The sequence below is a fragment of the Proteus columbae genome (assembly GCF_009914335.1).
In the GTDB taxonomy this organism is placed as follows: domain Bacteria; phylum Pseudomonadota; class Gammaproteobacteria; order Enterobacterales; family Enterobacteriaceae; genus Proteus.
The window spans coordinates 3,830,147-3,852,813 of the sequence record NZ_CP043925.1; the positions used below are offsets into that span (position 1 = coordinate 3,830,147).

Below are 22,667 nucleotides of genomic sequence, written 5' to 3' on the forward strand. Positions count from 1 at the left end.
ATTAGTCTTTGCTACGGTAAGCACGACGACGATCGTTTTCTGACAGATAACGCTTACGCAGACGAATAGACTGCGGAGTTACTTCAACTAACTCATCGTCATCAATAAATTCTAATGCTTGTTCTAATGTTTGTTTCAGGTGTGGAGTCAGCGTTGTCGCCTCATCAGTACCAGAAGCACGCATGTTAGTCAGCTTTTTACCAGTTAAGCAGTTTACTGTTAAGTCATTAGAGCGAGTATGAATACCAATCACTTGGCCTTCATAAACTTCTGCACCATGAGTAACGAATAATTTACCGCGGTCTTGTAAGCTATACAGTGCGTAAGCAACGGCTTTACCTTGGCCATTAGAGATCATAACACCGTTATTACGGCGACCGATTTCACCTGGACGAACATCATCATAGTGACTGAATGTTGCATACAGTAAACCAGTACCTGATGTCATGGTCATAAATTCAGTACGGAAACCAATCAGACCACGGCTAGGGATAATGTAGTCTAAACGTACACGTCCTTTACCATCTGGTTGCATATCACGCATTTCGCCTTTACGTTCACCCATCGCTTGCATCACATCACCTTGGTGCTGTTCTTCAATATCGATAGTGACTTGTTCGAAAGGCTCTTGTTTACGGCCGTCAATATCACGGAAGATAACTTTAGGACGAGATACACCTAATTCGTAACCTTCACGACGCATATTTTCGATCAGAACTGACAGGTGAAGCTCACCACGACCTGATACACGGAATGCATCTGGATCTTCAGTTTCTTCTACACGTAATGCTACGTTATGGACTAACTCTTTTTTCAGACGATCTAAAATCTGACGAGAAGTCACAAACTTACCTTCACGACCACAGAAAGGTGAAGTATTAACACAGAAATACATGCTAACAGTTGGTTCATCAACAGCTAATGCAGGTAATGCTTCAACAGCACCTGTTTCGCAGATCGTATCAGAAATATTCAGTTCGCCTAAGCCTGTAATTGCGATGATATCGCCAGCTTCTGCTACTTCAACTTCAATACGTTCTAAGCCTAAGTGACCTAACACTTTACCGACTTTACCGTTACGAGTATTACCTTCGCTATCGATGATAGTCACTTGCTGGTTAGGTTTAACCTTACCACGCTTGATACGACCGATACCGATAACACCTAGGTAGTTGTTGTAGTCCAACTGAGAAATTTGCATCTGGAATGTGCCGTCCAGATCAACTTTTGGTGGCTCTACATATTTGACAATAGCTTCATATAACGGAGTCATATCTTCAGCCATGTCATTGTAATCTGTTCCCGCAATACCGTTTAATGCAGATGCATAGATAATTGGGAAATCAAGTTGTTCGTCAGTTGCACCTAAGTTTACGAACAGGTCAAATACCTGATCAACAACCCAGTCTGGACGCGCACCAGGGCGGTCAACTTTATTGATAACAACGATTGGTTTTAAGTTGTTAGCAAATGCTTTTTGTGTCACAAAACGAGTTTGTGGCATTGGGCCATCCATCGCGTCAACCAGCAATAGAACGCTGTCTACCATAGACATAACGCGTTCTACCTCACCACCGAAGTCGGCGTGTCCTGGGGTATCTACGATATTGATACGATAGTCATTCCATTTAATCGCTGTATTTTTCGCAAGAATAGTAATTCCGCGCTCTCTTTCGAGATCATTTGAGTCCATCACGCGCTCAGCAACGGTTTCACGTTCGCCGAACGTACCAGATTGCTGTAGTAATTTATCGACGATAGTTGTTTTACCATGGTCAACGTGGGCGATGATGGCGATATTACGCAAGTTTTCGATCACAAAATTTGCCTCAGGCATTGTAGAAATAAGCGCAGTATTGTACACGCTTTAGACGAGAGACTAAACAAGATCACAATAATGATTGCTTAACAATATGCAATTAATTGAATTGTGATCCTTTTCACGCCTCAGAATTTAGTAGCATCCGTTCGTTTGCACCAAAACAGTGCAACTAATTAGGCTTAATTTGCACCAACTTTGTGCAATAATTAAAAAATCACAGGAGATATTCTACACTAAACTTCATCAATACAGTATATATCCCTTTTTAGATAAGTTGGCATGCTTTTCGCAATAGAATTTAGGTGAGCAAAAAATTCACCGAAAAAATGTGTAAGGCCACTGTACTCAATAAAACCATTCGCCAGGAGAGTTCCTATGTCCCTTGAACATGTATTATCCATGATTGAAGAACATAAAGTTAGATATATTGACTTACGTTTCACTGATACCCGCGGTAAAGAACAACATCTTACTATTCCGGCTCATCAGGTTAACGATGATTTCTTTGAAGAAGGAAAAATGTTCGATGGCTCTTCTATTGGTGGCTGGAAAGGCATTAACGAATCAGACATGGTGCTGATGCCAGATGCAACAACCACAATGCTTGATCCATTTTTCCAAGATCCAACTCTGATTATTCGTTGTGACGTTTTAGAACCTGGCACAATGCAAGGCTATGATCGCGACCCACGTTCTATCTCAAAACGTGCTGAAGACTATTTAAAATCAAGTGGTATCGCAGACACAGTACTGTTTGGGCCAGAGCCAGAGTTCTTCCTATTTGATGATATTCGTTTCAAAAACGATATTTCCGGCGCATCTTACGCTATCAACGATATTGAAGCGGCATGGAACACCAATACCAAATATGAAGACGGCAACAAAGGCCACCGCCCGATGGTTAAAGGTGGTTATTTCCCACTGCCACCCGTCGATTCATCACAAGATATTCGTTCTACTATGTGTAACATCATGGAAGAAATGGGCTTAGTCGTTGAAGCTCATCACCATGAAGTAGCAACTGCGGGTCAAAATGAAGTGGCTACTCGCTTTAATACCATGACCAAAAAAGCAGATGAAACCCAAATTTATAAATACGTGGTACAAAACGTAGCTCACGTATTTGGTAAAACAGCGACCTTTATGCCAAAACCATTAGTGGGTGATAACGGCTCAGGTATGCACTGCCATATGTCACTGTCTAAAAACGGTGTAAACCTATTTGCAGGTGACAAATACGGCGGATTATCTGAAATGGCGCTGTATTACATCGGCGGTATTATCAAACACGCTCGTGCGCTAAATGCATTTACTAACCCAACGACTAACTCTTACAAACGTTTAGTCCCAGGTTTTGAAGCCCCTGTAATGCTCGCTTACTCTGCACGTAACCGCTCAGCGTCAATTCGTATTCCTGTGGTTGCCAGCATGAAAGCGCGCCGTATAGAAGTACGTTTCCCAGATCCTTTAGCAAACCCTTATTTAGCGTTTGCGGCTCAGTTAATGGCTGGTCTCGATGGCATTATCAATAAAATTCACCCAGGTGATGCTATGGATAAAAACCTCTATGACTTACCACCAGAAGAAGCAAAAGAGATCCCAACTGTCGCAGGTTCATTAGAAGAAGCATTAAATACATTAAATGCAGATCGTGAATTCTTAACCCGCGGTGGTGTATTTACTGATGATGCTATTGATGCTTATTTAGAATTATTACGTGCTGATGTTCAACGTGTACGTATGGCTCCGCATCCTCTTGAATTTGAAATGTATTACAGCGCTTAAGACCTTTTATTGATAAAAACTTAAGCCTAGATGTAAAACTGTTTTTTTTTGCCGTGAAGCTATTTTGCCCATCTTCGGATGGGCACTTTTCTCCCATTTAAGGAGTCAGTCTTTTCACTTACGCATTGGTTCATTAATGTAATAAAGGTAAGATGCACTAAAATGGTGCAATGGGGTATTCAATATGGAAACGGCAGACTTACCTGACAACACATTAATTTTAGACTCATTGATACACTCTGTATTGGTTATCAACAAAGAGTTTATTATTTGCTACGCAAATCATTCTGCGTTACAGGTTTTAGCACAAAGCCGTCGAAAATTATTTGAAACGCCTTTCACTGCCCTTTTCAGCTATTACTCTTTTGATGCTGATTTAATGCGTGAAACATTAGCGAATGGACAAAGCTTTACCGACAATGAAGTGATATTGGTTGTAAATAATCAATCACACACAATGTCGCTCAGTGCCCAACCTATTTCCGAGCAACACATTTTGCTGGAGCTGGCGCCTATGGATAGTCAACGCCGGTTAAGCCAAGAGCAGATACAACAAGCACAGCAAATGGCAGCGAGGGAATTGGTTAGGGGGCTGGCACATGAAATTAAAAATCCGTTGGGAGGATTACGGGGCGCGGCTCAATTGCTAGCAAAATCCTTACCTGATCCAGCTTTAACGGAATATACACAAGTCATTATTGAACAAGCTGATCGCCTACGTGTGCTGGTAGACAGATTACTCGGCCCCCAACATCCAGGGACAAAAATACATCAGAGTATTCACCATGTTGTTGAGCGTGTTGCTCAGCTTATTTCGCTCGAATGCCCTGAAAATGTCACCTTGCTAAAAGATTACGATCCCAGCTTACCTGAGTTATCACATTACCCAGATCAAATAGAACAAGTACTCCTAAATATTACACGCAACGCCTTACAAGCCGTCGAAAAAACAGGGGGAACGATTATTTTGCGTACCCGTACGGCTTTTCAAATCACACTTCATGGCGAACGTCACCGCCTTGCTGCGCGTATAGATGTGATTGATACCGGTGATGGCATTCCTCCTCATCTACAAGATACGCTTTTTTACCCCATGGTGAGTGGTAGAGAAGGTGGTAATGGATTAGGGCTCTCTATTGCGCGTAATTTAGTGGATCAACATGCAGGTAAAATTGAATTTACCAGTTGGCCCGGAAATACTGAATTTTCTATTTATTTACCAATTAAGTAGGAGATAACCAATGCAAAAAGGAAATGTATGGGTTGTTGATGATGACAGCTCCATTCGCTGGGTACTTGAACGTGCCATTTCTCGTGAAGGTATGTCTTGTAAAGCCTTTGAACATGCGAATGATGTGCTTAATGCACTCAATACAGAACAACCTGATGTATTGTTATCAGACATTCGTATGCCTGATATCGACGGTTTATCTCTTTTAAAAATAATTAAAGAACAATATCCAACTCTGCCCGTTATTATTATGACGGCACATTCTGATCTCGACGCTGCCGTTAATGCCTATCAACAAGGGGCATTTGATTACTTACCAAAGCCATTCGATATCGACGAAACATTGGCATTAATTGACCGCGCCATTACTCATTATCGCGAACAAAAACAACCGAATACCGATGAAACCTTGCTACAATCAGTTACAGATATGATTGGTGAAGCACCTGCAATGCAAGAGGTTTACCGTATTATTGGTCGGCTTTCTCGCTCCTCAATTAGTGTGCTCATTAATGGGGAATCGGGGACAGGAAAAGAGTTAGTGGCACATGCATTACATCGCCACAGTCCAAGAGCGTCCTCTCCTTTTATCGCCTTAAATATGGCGGCAATTCCTAAAGACTTGATTGAATCAGAGCTTTTTGGTCACGAAAAAGGGGCATTTACAGGCGCCTCTCAAGTACGCCAAGGTCGATTTGAACAAGCAAATGGCGGTTCACTGTTTCTTGATGAAATTGGTGATATGCCTCTTGATATTCAAACACGTTTACTGCGAGTCCTTGCTGAAGGGCAATTTTATCGAGTAGGCGGTTATGCCCCTGTAAAAGTCGATGTGCGTATTATTGCCGCTACTCATCAAGACTTAGAAAGGCGAGTTCAAGCCGGTGATTTTCGTGAAGATCTCTATCATCGCCTCAATGTCATACGCATTCAGTTACCACCATTACGCGATAGAACCGAAGATATTCCTAGCTTAGCGCGCTATTTTCTGCAAAAAACAGCAAAAGAATTGGGTGTCGAAGCCAAAGTTCTTCATCAGCAAAGTTTACAAATAATGATGGAATACAACTGGTCAGGTAACGTCAGACAATTAGAAAATGTGTGTCGCTGGTTAACGGTAATGACGGCAAGCCAAGAGATTATGCCTCAAGATTTACCACAAGAAATTCGCCAACATGATGAAAAAGCAAAAAATATCAGTCGAATTTCTGCTTCTCAACATTGGTCACAGCATCTTTCATTATGGGCAGATGAAGCATTAGGAGAAGGGAAAGAAAACATCTTAACAGATGCATTACCTCAATTTGAGCGTACTCTTTTACTAAGCGCCTTAGCATATACGCAAGGGCATAAACAAGATGCAGCACGATTATTAGGTTGGGGCAGAAATACATTAACCCGAAAATTAAAAGAGTTAGGAATAGAGGAATATTAGAGCGTGTTAATCTTTGCTGCTTATTTTATTCTGCGTTGAGAGACTCTAGCCTAGTTCACTAGGCGGCGAGCCTCTCGCCTTGCCTAAATCTGTTGTATTTAAATTACACGCGAGAATTGACGTTGGCGCATTTGATTTCGTAAATACGTATCGAAACACATACAAATATTACGAATAAGCAGGCGCCCTCTTGGTGTTACTTGAATACCGTCTTTTGTTATTTCAACTAAACCGTCATTCTTCATTGGCACAAGTAATTCTAAATCTTCTTTAAAATAGTCATGGAAGACAATATTGTGCATTTTTTCAATATCAGAAAAACGCAGACTAAAATTACAAATTAAGGTTTTAATCACATCGCGGCGAATACAATCATCATTAGTCAGAGATAAACCTCGCCATAGTGCATTTCCTTCACTATTAACGCGCGCATAATACTCTTTCAATACTTTTTCATTTTGCGCATAGTTATCACCTAACATACTTATTGCAGAAACTCCCATGCCTAATAAATCACACTCTTCATGAGTGGTATAGCCTTGGAAATTACGGTGTAAAATACCTTTACGCTGAGCAACCGCTAATTCATCGTCCGGTTTAGCAAAGTGATCCATACCAATAAACTGATAGCCGTTTGTTGTCAGCGTAGAAATTGTCTCTTGTAATATTTCTAACTTCTCTTCTGCTAAAGGGAGATCTTCATCTTTAATTTTACGCTGAGCCGCGAATAAATTAGGTAAGTGCGCATAATTGAAAACACTCAATCTATCTGGTGATAGTTCAATAACGCGTTTTAATGTAAAGGCAAAACTCTCTTTGGTTTGCTTAGGTAAACCATAAATTAAGTCAATGCTGGTAGAGTGAAAACCCACTTCACGCGCACGCTCTACCAATGCAAAAATAAATGCTTCGTCTTGCTCACGATTTACTTTTTGTTGCACTTCTTTATTGAAATCTTGCACCCCCATACTCAGGCGATTAAATCCTTCATGACGTAGATGGTCGATAACATCTAGCTCAATTTCACGAGGATCAATCTCAATAGAGAGTTCTGCATTATCAACAAAATGAAAATGGTGACGTAATAGCGAAACCAATCGGCTAATTTGTTGCTTATCCAGAAAAGTAGGTGTACCCCCGCCCCAATGCATTTGAGTCACTTTTCTGTCTTTAAAATAGCGTGCTCTGTTAATAATTTCTTTTTCTAAAACATCAAGATATTCATCTGCTTTATGTTTATGGCGCGTAATAATTTTATTACAGCCGCAGAAATAGCACAGCTTATGGCAGAAAGGAATATGAATATAAAGCGATAAAGGGCGCTCAAGATAGCGCTGAGACGCTTTGATAAAATCATCATCGCCATATTGCTGATTAAATTCTAATGCTGTTGGGTATGATGTATAGCGAGGACCTGAATAGTTATACTTATGGATCAGGTCAAGATCCCAAATAATTGTTTGTTCTGACATGCCTCTACCTTCCAAAAGTGAACCGCTGATATCTCATACCAGCAAACAGATATTATGAATATCTGAAAGAATAGTGTAACCAATAAATCGGGAACTGAATATGATCGAAAGAGGTATCGTATAAATCCCTATCTTCTTATTGATAGGTGATAACACTCAAATATATGACGTGATGCAAATCACATTATGTAAAAATAATCTTATCCATTAAAGATATTCATAAATAAATTAAGTTTATTCAATATGTTAGTGGCTTTAATTCATCGTGAAATATCAGAGGAGAACTTTTACGCCGAGTTTAAAACGATATATTACTCAAAATACGATTTAAATTAATTAAATATCTCGTTATATTAGTTTTATTATTCTTTTATTCCCTCTTAATTCGATGATTATAATAATAGTAACAATTATATCTTTACCTAAATTATAATATTACATATCCTAGAGACAAACATTGATTAATATCCAACTAGGTCGTGTTTTGATTTAAATTTGAGGACTATTTAAAGAATAAAGGTCGCTATATTACAAGGAAAGATAGCATCCCCCATACCTTATCTTATTCTCTTTGACGTTTCTCTTATTTAATCAGTCTCTTTTATATACCCGAATTATGGATTATTAACCACGGAAGGAAACGGACTGGCAACCAAGGATGGTTTATCCTTTCAATAACAACTCCTCTTTTTTATTCACTCTCTATTTCATACTTATTCTGTGATAAATATAGGTAGTATTACCCAACATCAAATAAGAATAATTATTATTTCGAAAATAAAATAAGGCTCTGCTTATTTTAAATTAATTAAACAGAGCCTTTTCATTATTATGCTTATTTTATTGCATTTGCTTATTTTATTGCATTTGCTTATTCTGCTTCTTTACCATAACTAGGAGAGCGAGGACCATATAGAATACCGTTCGCCTTTCCTGCTGAAAGTAAACGTACACTGGTTATGCCTGCAATTTGGTAGCTTTTGTCTGATACTGTATTCACAATTTGATTCACAACAGCTGAGACTAACATCCCTACTAAACTACCTGATGAACCTTCTGTTTCGGTACTTGATGCCGTTGCAGAACTACTCCACAACACGCCACCATTACGAAGGTCAACAAGCTTAGCAGTAACGGTAACTCGCGTATCACTAGAAATAATTTGATATGTCGTTCCGAACTCTGTGATATCTAAGTATAAAACAGCATCAGCACCAAAGATTTCACGTAGTTTATTAGGACTTACTGCATGAATATCCCCAGCCATGGATAAACCATTTTGCTTAAATGTCTCTTCAACGACAGCAACAGGAAAAACATAATATCCCGCTTCTGCCAAAGGATATGTCACTTGAGATAAGAAACTGTGCCCCGCTCCAACTTCCGTTGTATGGTTTTGAGGTACTAATACAAGAATACTTTTTGGCTTACTCTGTTTAAAAGCAGTGTAATCTGTTTTAACAGGTTGGGCGCACCCCGTTAATACCAACGCAAAAGCCAAGCACATTAAAGCGAATAAGCGACTCATTTTTGCATTCCTTTGTTTTTCATCAGACGATCCATAAATTCTGCTGATTCAGGGTAAAGTACTTTTTCTTCATTAAATTCTGCCATTGCTAAATCTAATGCGCCCGTCGCACCGTATAACATCCCTAAATGCGCATGTAATCCTGGAGGAATACCTAATGATTTAGCACGAGAAAGCTCAATGCTTTTCTTCAATGCATCGATTTGTGCTTGAGGGTCACTTTCACTTTGTTGATAGTGCTGATATACCACTTGTTGATAACTGTCCCAGTTATAAAGTGGTTTAGGGCCACTTGCACAGCCCGTCAGTAATAATGCCCCTAAAATAAGGCTTATTAATGATTTAGACATCGTTATATCCTTATAAAAGCGTATTATTTTGAAGGCTGCCAAGCATTGCTCTCAATACCAGCAACTAAGTTATTAACTGCTTCACGAATAGCTAAATCAAGTACTTTACCGTTCAGTGTTGAGTCATAGCTTGCTGTTCCACCAAACCCAATGATTTCACGGTTAGAAAGCTCGTATTCACCCGCACCTTGAGATGAGAATACAACTTCTGATGTATTCACATTCACAACGTTTAAATTCACTTTTGCGTAAGCAACCTGTGTTTTACCGCGACCTAAAATACCGAATAATTGACGATCACCGACTTCTTTACGACCAAATTCTGTCACATCACCAGTGATCACATAAGTAGCGCCTTTCAATTGTTGGCTTTGCCCTTTAATGCCGGCTTCTTCTTTTAATTCAGATAAATTGGCTCTGTCTAATACATTAAAACGCCCTGTTTGTTGTAAGTGCGTCATTAAAATAGTTTTGGATTGATTTCCTAATCTATCAACTCCATCAGAGAAGATCCCATTCATATAACTAGAACGGTTATCAAACTTACCGATAGAAATCGCGCTTTTTGCACCTGTGTAAGTCGTGTTATAGGTTGCTACTTTAGCCACTTCTAAAGAGCGTGAAGATTCTGATGCACACCCTGCTAGTAATGAAGCAGAAATCATGATCAAACCAAACGATAATTTATTTAAATTCATATTAATAACCCAATAAAGGTGAAATAAACCCATAGATATTCATTCTATTAATTGAAGTAGAGTTGATATAAACGGAAATAATACTTTTCAGTTTTAGCTCAAGGAGTCACCCTTAAAAACCCCAGTAATAATAAGGTTAAAAGGTTATCAACCCTTATTTGATAATATAAAGGCAATCGGCGATGGGGAGAATAGAAGATGGATGATAAAAATAATAACAAATAAATATAGAGATAAAACAGAGAATGCTTTATCTATTATTTTTTCAATATCCCTTAAGTCAGTTTAAAATTAAACCTATAAAAAAATGGAAGAGAATTTATATTACTTTTCTATTTAATTAGTTCTTATAAATATTTTCATCTAAAGAAAACATCTAAATCATATGTAATAAAAAGCGCGATATAACCAATATTGATTATATCACGCTCATTATTTTCGTTCTTTTTACTCACTAATGCGATAGCAATAAATGCACTATTAGCGATTAGCGTTTTTTCCCAAAAGCTGCTGCTAAAGCATCACCCATTGCACTATTTCCTGCATTATTACCATTATTCATTGGCTGACGGTTATTACGAGCTGGTTTTTGCCCTTTGTTATTTCTAACAGAATTCGTGGTATTTGATGATGATGGTTTTTTATCACTATCACCCGCGACTTCATCTAAACGCATAGTCAGTGCGATGCGCTTACGAGCTAAATCAACCTCTAGAACTTTAACTTTAACAATATCTCCAGTTTTCACCACAGTATGTGGATCTTCAATAAATCGATCTGCTAAAGAAGAGATATGAACCAAGCCATCTTGGTGTACACCGATATCAACGAATGCACCGAAATTAGTCACGTTGGTCACAGTTCCTTCAAGGATCATACCACTAACTAAGTCGTTCATCGTTTCGACACCTTCAGCGAAAGTCGCCGTTTTAAACTCTGGACGTGGGTCGCGCCCTGGTTTTGCTAACTCTTTTAAAATGTCATTAATCGTTGGCAGACCAAACTGCTCTGTAATAAATGCTCTTGCATCTACTTGTGAAATTAAAGCGCTATTACCCATTAAATCATCAATTTTTTGATGGGTAGATTGCAGAATATTTTCAACAACAGGATACGCTTCAGGGTGAACCGTTGAAGCATCAAGCGGGTTTTTACCATCTCGAATACGTAGGAAACCGGCACATTGTTCAAAGGCTTTCGGCCCTAAACGTGCCACTTTGAGTAACTGTTTTCTATCAACAAAACGACCGTTTTCATCGCGCCAGCTAATAATATTTTGAGCAATAGATTGGCTAAGCCCTGCAACACGCGTTAGTAACGGTACTGATGCTGTATTTAAATCAACACCAACACCATTCACACAGTCTTCAACGACAGTATCAAGTTTTCTCGCTAATAATGTTTGGCTAACATCATGCTGATATTGACCCACACCAATTGATTTAGGATCAATTTTTACAAGTTCAGCCAGAGGATCTTGTAAGCGACGCGCGATAGAAACCGCACCACGGATAGAAACATCTAAATCAGGGAATTCATTAGCAGCAAGCTCTGACGCTGAATATACCGATGCGCCCGCTTCACTAACAATCACTTTTTGCGCTTTCACTTCTGGATAGCGTTTTACTGTTTCAGCAAAAAATCGCTCTGTTTCACGAGAAGCCGTACCATTACCAATCGCCACTAATTCAACATTATGCTTAATACATAACGCAGCTACACTTGCCGCCGCTTTATCCGCTTGTCCTGTATGTGGATAAATTGTATCTGTAGCAATTAATTTGCCGGTGCTATCAACAACTGCAACTTTAACACCAGTACGTAAACCTGGATCAAGCCCCATTGTGGCACGCATGCCAGCAGGTGCCGCCATCAACAAATCATTAAGATTACGTGCAAAAACATTAATTGCTTCTTCTTCCGCTTTTTCGCGTAGTTGGCTCATTAATTCGGTTTCAATGTGCATTAAAACTTTTATGCGCCAAGTCCAGCTTACGACAGCTTTACGCCAACTATCCGCAGGTTGATTATTTAAACGTAACCCTAAATGCTCTGTAACCAGTTGTTCACCGTAGCTTTCTTTGGGTGCTTCTTCAAATTGCGGATCTGGATTAAGTGATAATTGAAGAATACCTTCGTTACGACCACGAAACATAGCTAATGCGCGGTGAGAGGGAACATTAGCGATAGGCTCATGGTGATCAAAATAATCACTAAACTTCGCCCCTTCAGCTTCTTTACCCTCAATCACTTTGGCAACAAGATGCGCATTTTTCCATAAATATTGGCGAACTTTTGCTAATAATCCCGCATCTTCTGAAAAACGTTCCATCAAAATATAACGTGCGCCATCTAAAGCTGATTTGGTGTCATCAACACCTTTTTCTGCGTTGATATAAGCGGTTGCCGCTTCTTCTGGATTATTTTGTGGTTCATTCCACAGTAAATCCGCTAAGGGTTCTAATCCATTTTCAATCGCTATCTGGCCACGAGTACGGCGCTTAGGCTTATAAGGAAGATAGAGATCTTCTAGTTCTGTTTTACTTTGAGTTTCATTAATTGAAGAGCGCAGTTCTGGTGTCAGTTTTCCTTGTTCTTCAATTGATTTTAAAATTGTTTGGCGGCGATCGTTGAGTTCCCGTAAGTAACCGAGGCGAGTTTCTAATTGACGTAATTGCGTATCATCTAATCCGCCAGTGACCTCTTTACGATAACGGGCAACAAATGGCACCGTATTCCCTTCATCCAGTAACGTTATAGCCGAAAGGACTTGCTGGGGCTTAACAGAGAGCTCATCTGCAATAATTCGGCTTAATGATTCATTCATAAAATATTTACCTACCGAGAGGAATAGTTAAAAAAGATGGCTATTATACACGCAGAGCATTAAAAAAATTTGGCAAATTTCCTATCTAGCTCGACAATTATGAGGAAATTAACAGATTATTTTAACATTCACGCTATAGTACCTTTATGAAATTCAATGTTGATGATAGTTTTTATTCGTAATGGCAAAAAGTAACTATATTACTCGTGATGGCTGGTATGCCTTAGACAAAGAGCTAAAATATCTTTGGAAAGAAGAGCGCCCGCGTGTCACACAATCGGTTTCAGAAGCAGCGGCACAAGGTGACCGTTCAGAAAATGCTGAATATATTTATGGAAAGAAGCGATTACGTGAAATTGATAGGCGTGTTCGTTTTTTATCAAAGCGTCTTGATGAACTAAAAATCGTTGACCCAGATCCTCGCCAAGAAGGAAAAGTCTATTTCGGTGCTTGGGTCACGCTTGAAGATAATGACGAAAATGTCAAAACCTTTAGGCTTGTGGGTCCCGATGAATTTGATCCAGCAAAACAGTGGATTTCTATTGATTCCCCTGTTGCCAGAGCGCTTATTGGTAAGCAAGTTGATGATGAAATTAGCGTGCAGACACCAGGTGGTGAAGTTAATTACTGCGTATTATCTATCAAATATCATTCAGAATAAGACAAATAAATAGTTTTATCCCCTTTACTAGGGCTAATGAACAAGTTTTATCTATAAATTATTAACATTTATTCTTTGGTTTTGGTTTAATATTCTTATCAATGATAGAATTCGCTAATAAAAGCATTTGCACTTCGGGAGCTTAAAAAATGCAAGAAAGTTATAAAGTGCTAATCGTGGATGATGATTTACGTCTGCGTTCACTCTTAGAGCGCTATTTGACAGAGCAGGGTTTTCAAATCCGTACTGCTGCAAACGCCGATCAGATGGATCGTCTGCTCACTCGCGAATCTATTCATCTTATTGTGCTCGATTTAATGCTTCCTGGTGAAGATGGCCTATCTATTTGCCGCCGCTTAAGAAGCCAAAACAACCCTATCCCTATTATTATGGTTACTGCGAAAGGGGAAGAGGTTGATAGAATTGTTGGACTTGAAATCGGGGCTGATGATTACATCTCAAAACCCTTTAATCCAAGAGAACTACTAGCACGTATTCGCGCAGTTCTTCGTCGTCAAGCAAATGAATTGCCTGGCGCACCTTCACAAGATAACGCCATTATCTCTTTTGGTAAGTTCAAGCTAAACCTTGGTACGCGTGAAATGTTCCACGAAGAAGAGCATATGCCTCTAACAAGTGGTGAATTCGCCGTATTGAAAGTACTGGTATCTCACCCTCGTGAACCACTTTCTCGTGATAAATTAATGAGCCTTGCTCGTGGTCGTGAATACAGTGCGATGGAGCGTTCAATCGATGTCCAAATTTCACGTTTACGTCGCATGATTGAAGAAGACCCAACGCATCCTCGCTATATTCAAACAGTTTGGGGACTCGGCTACGTATTCGTTCCTGATGGAACCAGCGTTCAATGAGAAGGCTGAGGCTTTCACCCCACAATAAACTGACACGCTCGTTATTTCTGGTTATCTCGCTACTTTTTTTTAGCTTGATAGCCAGTTATATCATTGTGCAACACCTTATTGTTGGGCCAAGCCTTCAGCAATTTAATAAAGTTTTAGCGTATGAAATACGCACTTTAATGCCTGAAGAACTGATCCTAGTAGACGGCACTCCGCTAAAAATTTCCCCTGCTTTACGCAATAAAATCTATACCGAACTCGGTATCTCTTTCTTTGATAAAGAAGCCGCGCTTGAGGAAGGACTCTATTGGGCCAAAATCGATGATGAATTAAGTGAACAGATGTTTGAATATCTGGGAGGGAAAACAGAGATCTGGGTTGAAAACACGCTAGAATACCCTGTTTTATGGGTTAATACGCATATGTCCCCCTCACTTTGAATCCGTGTTCCACTCACTGAATTAGGGCAAAACTTCTTACTGCCTGTTTACCGACAAGCGATTATTTTCATTATTATCGTTGTCGCTTTTTTCTGGCTTTATAATCGTTTTCAAAACCGCCCACTTAATGAAGTAGAGTACGCTGCGCGCCGTATCGGAAAAGGCGTTATTCCTCCTCCTATTCCTGAATCTGGCTCTTCTGAAATGCGCTCAATTATTCGTGCCTTTAACCAGATGTCATCAGGTATTCGCTCGCTGGATAATGATAGAACGCTTGTTATGGCAGGTGTTAGCCATGACTTACGTACACCACTGACTCGAATTCGTCTAGCAACTGAAATGATGAGTCCCGAAGATAGTTACCTCGCAGACTCTATCAATAAAGATATCGAAGATTGTGATGCCATTATTGGGCAATTCTTAGACTATATGCGCACAGGTGAAGAGATGTCTTTAGAACTGTGTGATATGAATAATCTATTACAAGAAGTCATTTCAGCTGAATCTAATTTAGGAAAAATCAGTGAAGAACATCTTCATTCTGAACCCATTAATATCACCGCCAACCCTATTGCAGTAAAACGCGCCCTTGCCAATATGATTGTCAATGCCAATCGCTATGGTAATGGTTGGGTCAGTGTTTCAAGTGGGAAAAATGAAGAATATGCATGGTTTCAAGTAGAAGATGATGGCCCTGGTATTCCACAAGAAGATAGACAACGTCTTTTCCAACCTTTTGTTCAGGGCGAACAAGCTCGAAGCTCAACAGGTGCGGGTTTAGGATTATCCATTATTCGCCGTATCATGGATGCCCACGGCGGCTATGTTGAACTTGATGATAGCGTTAAGGGCGGATTATTAATTCGAGCTAACTTCCCATTAAAAGAACGTGAAGACGAGAATGATTAGCCCACTCTATTTCAAATATTGAAGTGCATTTTATTACACCATTTCCATTCTAATTTCTCTCCTCCTATAAATATTTCATCATTTTTTCACTTTGTCATAAAACTGTCACAATTAAGACATTTAATTGTCATCAAACTGACCTATTGTCTGTGCGTACCGTAACCGAAGTTGATAGATGTCGAAAATTATTCTACCTATCCCACAGGAGGGATTATGAAACTGATGCGTACCACCCTGACTAGTGTCATTGCCGCTGCGTTTTCAATGACCGCTCTTTCTGCACAGGCAACGACCTCACTGACTGGTGCTGGCGCAACGTTCCCTGCCCCAGTTTATGCTAAATGGGCAGATTCCTATCAGAAAGAAACGGGTAACAAAATTAACTACCAAGGCATTGGCTCTTCTGGTGGTGTTAAACAAATCATTGCAAATACTGTTGATTTTGGTGCTTCTGATGCGCCATTAGCAGACGACAAATTACAAGCTGACGGTTTATTCCAATTCCCTACCGTGATTGGTGGCGTTGTTATGGCAGTAAATATTCCTGGTATCAAATCAGGTGAACTGACCTTAGATGGCGACACTATTGGTAATATCTATCTAGGCAAGATCCAGAAATGGAATGACCCTGCCATTACAAAACTCAATCCAGGCGTAAAATTACCAGACCAAAATATCGCGGTTATTCGCCGTGCTGATGGTTCAGGTACATCATTCGTTTTCACTAGCTACTTATCAAAAGTAAATAGTACATGGAAAGATGAAGTAGGCGCAGGCTCTACCGTAAAATGGCCGACAGGCTTAGGTGGAAAAGGGAATGATGGTATCGCGGCATTCGTTCAACGTGTACCAGGTTCAATTGGTTATGTTGAATATGCTTACGCGAAACAAAACAATCTTGCTTATACTAAATTAGTCACAGCTGATGGCGAGGCAATCGCACCAACAGCTGACAGTTTTAGTGCCGCAGCAAGAAAAATTGATTGGAGCAAAAGCTTTGCACAAGACCTGACTAACCAGAAAGGTGAAAACGCATGGCCGATTACTTCAACCACCTTTATCTTAGTGCATCAAACACAAAAAGATGCCGTAAAAGGTAAAGAAGTACTGAATTTCTTCAACTGGGCTTACGACAAAGGTAATCAGGAAGCGAAAAACCTAGATTACGCAGTATTGCCAACCGAAGTTGTAGAGCAAATTCGTGCAGCATGGAAAACAAGTATCAAAGACAGTAATGGTAAACCGATTTACTAATAAAACGGCAACCATTAAGAGATAAGTTAACGTTCACCCCCTGACAAACAGGGGGTAATAAATTAAAAGAGGCTTTATGGCCGAGCACACAACGGTAATAAAGGCCCCTAGTAAACGAGGGGACGTTATTTTCAGCGCACTAGTTCGCCTAGCTGCGTTGATTACGCTTTTGCTTTTGACGGGTATCATTGTTTCACTGATTTTCGCCTCATGGCCAAGTATTCAACAATTCGGCCTTTCATTCTTATGGTCGAAAGAGTGGGATCCTCCTGCACAGGAATTTGGTGCATTAGTGCCTATTTACGGTACCATTGTGACCTCGATAATCGCATTGGTTATTGCGGTGCCTGTCAGTTTTGGTATCGCCCTTTTCTTAACCGAATTAGCGCCTAACTGGTTAAAACGCCCATTAGGTATTGCTATCGAGTTACTCGCCGCTATTCCTAGTATTGTTTATGGTATGTGGGGGCTGTTTGTCTTCGCACCACTCTTTGCAACCTATTTCCAAGAGCCTGTAGGTAATGTGATGTCCTCCATTCCTATCGTTGGCGAGCTTTTCTCTGGCCCTGCTTTTGGTATTGGTATCTTAGCTGCGGGTGTTATCCTCGCTATCATGATCATTCCTTATATTGCTTCTGTGATGCGTGATGTGTTTGAACAGACTCCCGTTATGATGAAAGAGTCTGCCTACGGCATTGGTTGTACAACATGGGAAGTGATTTGGAATATCGTTCTGCCTTATACCCGTAATGGGGTGATTGGTGGTGTCATGTTGGGATTAGGTCGCGCCTTAGGTGAAACCATGGCGGTAACCTTTATCATCGGTAATACCTACCAATTAGATTCAGCCTCACTGTTTATGCCAGGTAACAGTATTACCTCTGCATTAGCCAACGAATTTGCGGAAGCCGAAACGGGGTTACATACTGCGGCATTGATGGAATTAGGGCTTATCTTGTTTGTCATCACCTTTATCGTCCTTGCGATTTCTAAGTTTATGACATTACGTTTATCTAAGAATGAAGGAGCGCGTTAATATGTCCAAAACATCCTCTTCTTCATTACAAGTTCAAACAGAAAGTGAATTGCGTGTACGCCATAAACGCCAACTTTGGCGCCGTCAAAAAAACCGTATCGCGCTGTTTTTATCAGTCTCTACCATGGCATTTGGTCTTTTTTGGTTAACGTGGATTTTATTCTCTACGTTCACAAAAGGCTTTGATGGCATGTCGTTAGCCCTTTTTACTGAAATGACGCCTCCGCCAAATACTGATGGTGGTGGATTGGCGAACGCCATTGTCGGTAGTGGATTACTAATTTTATGGGCGACAGTTATTGGAACACCGTTAGGTATTCTGGCAGGGATTTATCTTGCTGAATATGGTCGTCGTTCATGGCTTGCTGAAACTACCCGTTTTATTAACGATATTTTGCTGTCAGCACCATCAATCGTTGTTGGGCTCTTTGTCTACACCATTGTTGTTGCACAGATGCAGCACTTTTCAGGATGGGCTGGAATTATCGCATTAGCGTTACTGCAAATTCCTATTGTTATTCGTACCACTGAAAATATGTTGAAGTTAGTGCCAGATAGCTTGCGTGAAGCCGCTTACGCATTAGGCACACCAAAGTGGAAGATGATCTCTAAAATCACCTTAAAAGCCTCGGTATCAGGCATTATCACAGGTGTGTTATTAGCGATTGCACGTATTGCAGGTGAAACTGCACCACTGTTATTTACTTCACTATCAAATCAATTCTGGAGCACAGACTTAAACGAACCGATAGCTAACTTACCTGTGACTATCTTTAAGTTCGCCATGAGTCCTTTCGCACAATGGCAAGAGCTTGCTTGGGCTGGCGTATTACTTATCACCCTCTGTGTTCTATTTATCAATATTATTGCGCGCGTGCTGTTTGCTAAACGCAAGCACGGTTAACGCAGAAAGTTAAGCAAGAGAGACGTTGAATGATTATGGCTAATGATAACGCAGGAAATAAAATTCAAGTTCGTGATTTGAACTTCTACTACGGTAAATTCCATGCGCTGAAAAATATCTCTTTAGATATTGCCAAAAATAAGGTGACGGCATTTATCGGCCCTTCTGGCTGTGGTAAATCGACCTTACTGCGTACTTTTAATAAAATGTATGAGCTTTATGGTGAACAACGTGCTGAAGGTGAAATTCTGTTAGATGGCAACAATATCCTGACAGATAAGCAAGATATCGCACTATTACGCGCCAAAGTTGGGATGGTATTCCAAAAACCAACACCATTCCCGATGTCGATTTATGACAATATTGCCTTTGGTGTCCGCTTATTTGAAAAGCTCTCTCGTGCTGATATGGATGAGCGCGTTCAATGGGCATTGACCAAAGCCGCATTATGGAACGAAACCAAAGATAAATTACACCAGAGTGGATATAGTCTCTCTGGTGGTCAGCAACAGCGTTTATGCATCGCTCGTGGTATCGCAATCCGTCCTGAAGTTTTATTACTGGATGAACCTTGTTCTGCTCTCGACCCTATCTCTACTGGTCGTATTGAGGAGCTGATTAGTGAACTCAAATCAGAATATACCGTGGTTATCGTGACACATAATATGCAACAAGCCGCACGTTGTTCTGATTACACTGCATTTATGTATTTAGGCGAATTAATCGAGTTTAGCGATACGGATACGTTATTTACGCGTCCTGCGAAAAAACAAACTGAAGATTACATCACTGGGCGTTATGGCTGATAACGAGGCAATTAATGGATAATTTAAATCACAATAAGCATATTTCTGGTCAATTTAATGCTGAGTTAGAGCATATCCGCACTGAGCTTATGGTTATGGGGGGGCTTGTCGAAGAGCAACTGAAAAAAGCCATTATGGCAATGCATAACCAAGACCAAGCCTTGGCAAATGAAGTGATCCAAGGTGACCATAACGTTAATATGATGGAAGTCGCCATTGATGATGCGTGTATGCGAATTATTGCTAAGCGTCAGCCAACAGCGAGTGACCTACGTTTAATTATGGCAATATCAAAAACGATCGCTGAATTAGAACGTATTGGTGATGTTGCTGAAAAAATCTGTAAAACTGCGCTTGAAAAATTTTCACACCAGCATCAACCTCTGCTTGTGAGCTTAGAATCGTTAGGTCAACACGCCATACAAATGCTGCACGATGTTCTTGATGCTTTTGCCCGTATGGATGTCGATGAAGCAGTGCGTATCTATCGTGAAGATGAAAAAATTGATAATGAGTATGAAGGTATCGTCCGCCAGTTAATGACTTATATGATGGAAGATCCTCGCACCATTCCAAGTGTGCTAACCGCTTTATTTTGTGCTCGTTCTATTGAGCGTATTGGCGATCGTTGCCAGAACATTTGTGAATTTATTTTCTATTACGTGAAAGGTCATGATTTCCGCCATCTTGGTGGTGATCAAGTAGAAAGAATGCTGACAAAAAACGACGACAACAACGCCACTAAATAAATTTCTCTCTCTTTTTCTTCTCTTCAAAACAGCGACATAAATGTCGCTGTTTTTTTATTCTCTCATAAATTAATACCATTCTATCTCAACGCTTTTTTTCAACTTATTCCTTAAAAGCATATCGATATCAACTTTTATTATTTTATGAACTTAGAACAACTTGATAGCGTGATATCCAACATAACGATGATAATTCTTTTTCTTTGGGGTGAATATGAAATTACGTGTTTTGGCAACCGCATTAATTGCAGGCTCTGTGCTTTTCTCTGGTATTGCAAAAGCAGATAAACTCGATGATATAAAAAAAGCAGGTGTAGTACGTATCGCGATTTTTGATAGCAATCCTCCTTTTGGCTTTATTGATCCTCAAACCAAAAAACTCGCAGGTTATGATGCTGATATTGCCAACGAGATCGCTAAAGATTTAGGTGTAAAACTGGAACTACGTCCAACTAATCCAGCAAACCGTATTCCACTGTTAAGCTCAAAAAAAGTCGATTTGATCGCGGCTAACTTCACCATCACGGATGAACGCGCTAAACAAGTCGATTTCTCTGTACCTTACTTTGCAACAGGGCAAAAATTTATTGCACGCAAAGGTGTTTTAACCAAACCTGAACAAATCCACTCACTACGTATTGGTGCTGATAAAGGTACCGTACAAGAAATCACTTTACGTGAACGCTATCCTGACACCAAAGTTATCTCTTATGACGATACACCACTCGCTTTCGCTGCATTACGCAATGGTAACGTACAAGCTATCACGCAAGATGATGCAAAACTCGTGGGTTTATTAGCAAATTTACCTGATGCTGTAAAAGCTGACTTTGAAATCTCACCGTTTAGCATTACGCGTGAATACCAAGCGGTAGCCGCCGCTAAAGGCGAAGATCGCTTAATCAACGAAATCAACAACACGCTATTAAGATTAGAAAAAGAAGGCAAAGCAGGCGAAATCTACAATCGTTGGTTTGGCCCTGAAACAAAATCAGCGCAACCTCGTGGCGATTTCAAATTTGCTCCATTATCAGAGCAAACACCACAATCTTGATCCTTAAAGCGTAATAACTTTCTTCTCTCATTAAAAACAAAGTTATTCCTTTATTAAAACACCTACCCCGCTTCTGCGGGGTTTGGTGTCTGCAATAGGTCTATTATATGTTTGAGCAATTTCTTTCACATTACCTTCTGGAGCCACACTATTTAAGCTGGCTTTGGAACGGTTTTCTAATCACCTTGCTTATCTCTTTTTGGACTATTGTCATTGCAACATTAATGAGCTTCGCCCTTAGTGCTGCAAGAGATAGCGCTTTTGCACCATTACGCTGGTTGGCCACTGCTTATACTTCACTGTTCCGTAATACACCACTGTTAGTGCAATTGTTCTTCTGGTATTTCGCATCGGGAGAAATTCTGCCGCAAAGTGCCATGATGTGGCTAAATACACCTCATGAAATTTCCTTTCTAGGATTAACGCTTGCTTGGCCTTCTTTTGAGTTTTTAGCTGGCATTGTAGGTCTGACATTTTACTCAACCCCATTTATTGCCGAAGAGCTAAGAGCTGGTATTCAAGGTGTTAAACAAGGGCAAAAATATGCTTCTTTAGCACTAGGGTTAACACAGTGGCAATCTATGCGTTATGTGATTTTACCTCAAGCCTTTCGTATTGCTCTGCCTCCTTTGCTGGGTCAATACATGAATGTGATAAAAAACTCATCACTGACTATGGCTATTGGTGTTGCGGAGCTTTCTTACGCATCAAGACAAGTTGAAACCGAATCATTACGTACCTTTGAAGCCTTTGGTGTCGCAACCATTCTTTATATTGCAGCAATAGCCTTGATGGAAGCGTGGGGACAATGGCATCAGCAACGTAAATTAGTACAAGGGTATTAAA

The 22,667-nt window shown here is 40.1% G+C and carries 18 protein-coding genes and 1 pseudogene; 13 read left to right on the top strand and 6 right to left on the bottom strand.

Going from position 1 to position 22,667, the window contains the following annotated elements:
• Position 1: 1 nt before the first annotated feature.
• Positions 2-1,837, bottom strand: a complete 1,836-nt coding sequence (gene typA / locus F1325_RS17820) for a ribosome-dependent GTPase TypA (RefSeq protein ID WP_109373677.1) — start codon at positions 1,835-1,837, stop codon at positions 2-4.
• A 360-nt stretch (positions 1,838-2,197) separates the two neighbouring features.
• On the opposite strand from typA, the gene glnA reads away from it, so the two are divergent.
• The 3 genes from glnA (at position 2,198) to glnG (ending at position 6,273) form a co-directional block, all read left to right on the top strand.
• Complete coding sequence (glnA, locus tag F1325_RS17825) at positions 2,198-3,607, top strand: glutamate--ammonia ligase (RefSeq protein ID WP_160230783.1); 1,410 nt, start codon at positions 2,198-2,200, stop codon at positions 3,605-3,607.
• Positions 3,608-3,791: 184 nt separating this feature from the next.
• Positions 3,792-4,838: a nitrogen regulation protein NR(II) gene (glnL, locus tag F1325_RS17830; protein ID WP_109373678.1), complete on the top strand. Its 1,047-nt coding sequence runs from the start codon at positions 3,792-3,794 to the stop codon at positions 4,836-4,838.
• A gap of 10 nt (positions 4,839-4,848) precedes the next feature.
• Entirely contained in the window at positions 4,849-6,273 is a 1,425-nt protein-coding gene (gene glnG / locus F1325_RS17835; protein ID WP_109373679.1) for a nitrogen regulation protein NR(I), read from the top strand.
• 98 nt (positions 6,274-6,371) lie between these two features.
• Here glnG and hemN read toward each other — a convergent pair whose 3' ends face one another.
• The 5 genes from hemN to F1325_RS17860 all read right to left on the bottom strand — a co-directional run bounded on the left by hemN (position 6,372) and on the right by F1325_RS17860 (position 13,148).
• Positions 6,372-7,745 carry an oxygen-independent coproporphyrinogen III oxidase gene (gene hemN, locus F1325_RS17840; protein ID WP_109373680.1) on the bottom strand — a complete coding sequence of 458 codons (1,374 nt, stop codon included), beginning with the start codon at positions 7,743-7,745 and terminating at the stop codon, positions 6,372-6,374.
• An 871-nt stretch (positions 7,746-8,616) separates the two neighbouring features.
• Positions 8,617-9,273, bottom strand: a complete 657-nt coding sequence (locus F1325_RS17845; protein WP_109373681.1) for a DUF799 domain-containing protein — start codon at positions 9,271-9,273, stop codon at positions 8,617-8,619.
• Positions 9,270-9,623 carry a DUF4810 domain-containing protein gene (locus F1325_RS17850; protein ID WP_160230784.1) on the bottom strand — a complete coding sequence of 118 codons (354 nt, stop codon included), beginning with the start codon at positions 9,621-9,623 and terminating at the stop codon, positions 9,270-9,272. The genes F1325_RS17845 and F1325_RS17850 overlap by 4 nt, the downstream gene beginning before the upstream one ends.
• Before the next feature lie 23 nt (positions 9,624-9,646).
• Positions 9,647-10,321, bottom strand: a complete 675-nt coding sequence (locus F1325_RS17855) for a CsgG/HfaB family protein (RefSeq protein WP_100159734.1) — start codon at positions 10,319-10,321, stop codon at positions 9,647-9,649.
• 487 nt (positions 10,322-10,808) lie between these two features.
• A complete protein-coding gene (locus F1325_RS17860) occupies positions 10,809-13,148 on the bottom strand; it encodes a Tex family protein (RefSeq protein ID WP_160230785.1) in 2,340 nt (779 codons plus the stop codon).
• Positions 13,149-13,329: 181 nt separating this feature from the next.
• Between F1325_RS17860 and greB the strand changes: the two genes are divergently transcribed.
• From greB to F1325_RS17910, 10 genes and pseudogenes are all read left to right on the top strand, one after another.
• Positions 13,330-13,809 (top strand): transcription elongation factor GreB, encoded by a 480-nt coding sequence (gene greB / locus F1325_RS17865; protein ID WP_109373684.1) that lies wholly within the window; start codon positions 13,330-13,332, stop codon positions 13,807-13,809.
• Between the two features lie 149 nt (positions 13,810-13,958).
• On the top strand, positions 13,959-14,681 hold the full coding sequence (ompR, locus tag F1325_RS17870; protein ID WP_023583230.1) for an osmolarity response regulator transcription factor OmpR: 723 nt from the start codon (positions 13,959-13,961) through the stop codon (positions 14,679-14,681).
• Positions 14,678-16,018 (top strand): annotated as a pseudogene (gene envZ, locus F1325_RS17875) (two-component system sensor histidine kinase EnvZ). The gene ompR and the pseudogene envZ overlap by 4 nt, the downstream one beginning before the upstream one ends.
• 213 nt (positions 16,019-16,231) lie before the next feature.
• Positions 16,232-17,272: a phosphate ABC transporter substrate-binding protein PstS gene (gene pstS, locus F1325_RS17880; RefSeq protein ID WP_160230786.1), complete on the top strand. Its 1,041-nt coding sequence runs from the start codon at positions 16,232-16,234 to the stop codon at positions 17,270-17,272.
• A 76-nt stretch (positions 17,273-17,348) separates the two neighbouring features.
• On the top strand, positions 17,349-18,308 hold the full coding sequence (gene pstC, locus F1325_RS17885) for a phosphate ABC transporter permease PstC (RefSeq protein WP_109373687.1): 960 nt from the start codon (positions 17,349-17,351) through the stop codon (positions 18,306-18,308).
• Between the two features lies 1 nt (position 18,309).
• Complete coding sequence (gene pstA, locus F1325_RS17890) at positions 18,310-19,212, top strand: phosphate ABC transporter permease PstA (RefSeq protein WP_109373688.1); 903 nt, start codon at positions 18,310-18,312, stop codon at positions 19,210-19,212.
• A gap of 29 nt (positions 19,213-19,241) precedes the next feature.
• Positions 19,242-20,018, top strand: coding sequence for a phosphate ABC transporter ATP-binding protein PstB (gene pstB, locus F1325_RS17895; RefSeq protein WP_006534565.1), 777 nt, complete (start codon positions 19,242-19,244; stop codon positions 20,016-20,018).
• Between the two features lie 14 nt (positions 20,019-20,032).
• Positions 20,033-20,767 carry a phosphate signaling complex protein PhoU gene (phoU, locus tag F1325_RS17900; protein WP_109373689.1) on the top strand — a complete coding sequence of 245 codons (735 nt, stop codon included), beginning with the start codon at positions 20,033-20,035 and terminating at the stop codon, positions 20,765-20,767.
• Positions 20,768-20,981: 214 nt separating this feature from the next.
• A complete protein-coding gene (locus tag F1325_RS17905; RefSeq protein ID WP_109373690.1) occupies positions 20,982-21,821 on the top strand; it encodes an ABC transporter substrate-binding protein in 840 nt (279 codons plus the stop codon).
• 107 nt (positions 21,822-21,928) lie between these two features.
• Positions 21,929-22,666 carry an amino acid ABC transporter permease gene (locus F1325_RS17910; RefSeq protein ID WP_109373691.1) on the top strand — a complete coding sequence of 246 codons (738 nt, stop codon included), beginning with the start codon at positions 21,929-21,931 and terminating at the stop codon, positions 22,664-22,666.
• Position 22,667 lies beyond the last annotated feature (1 nt).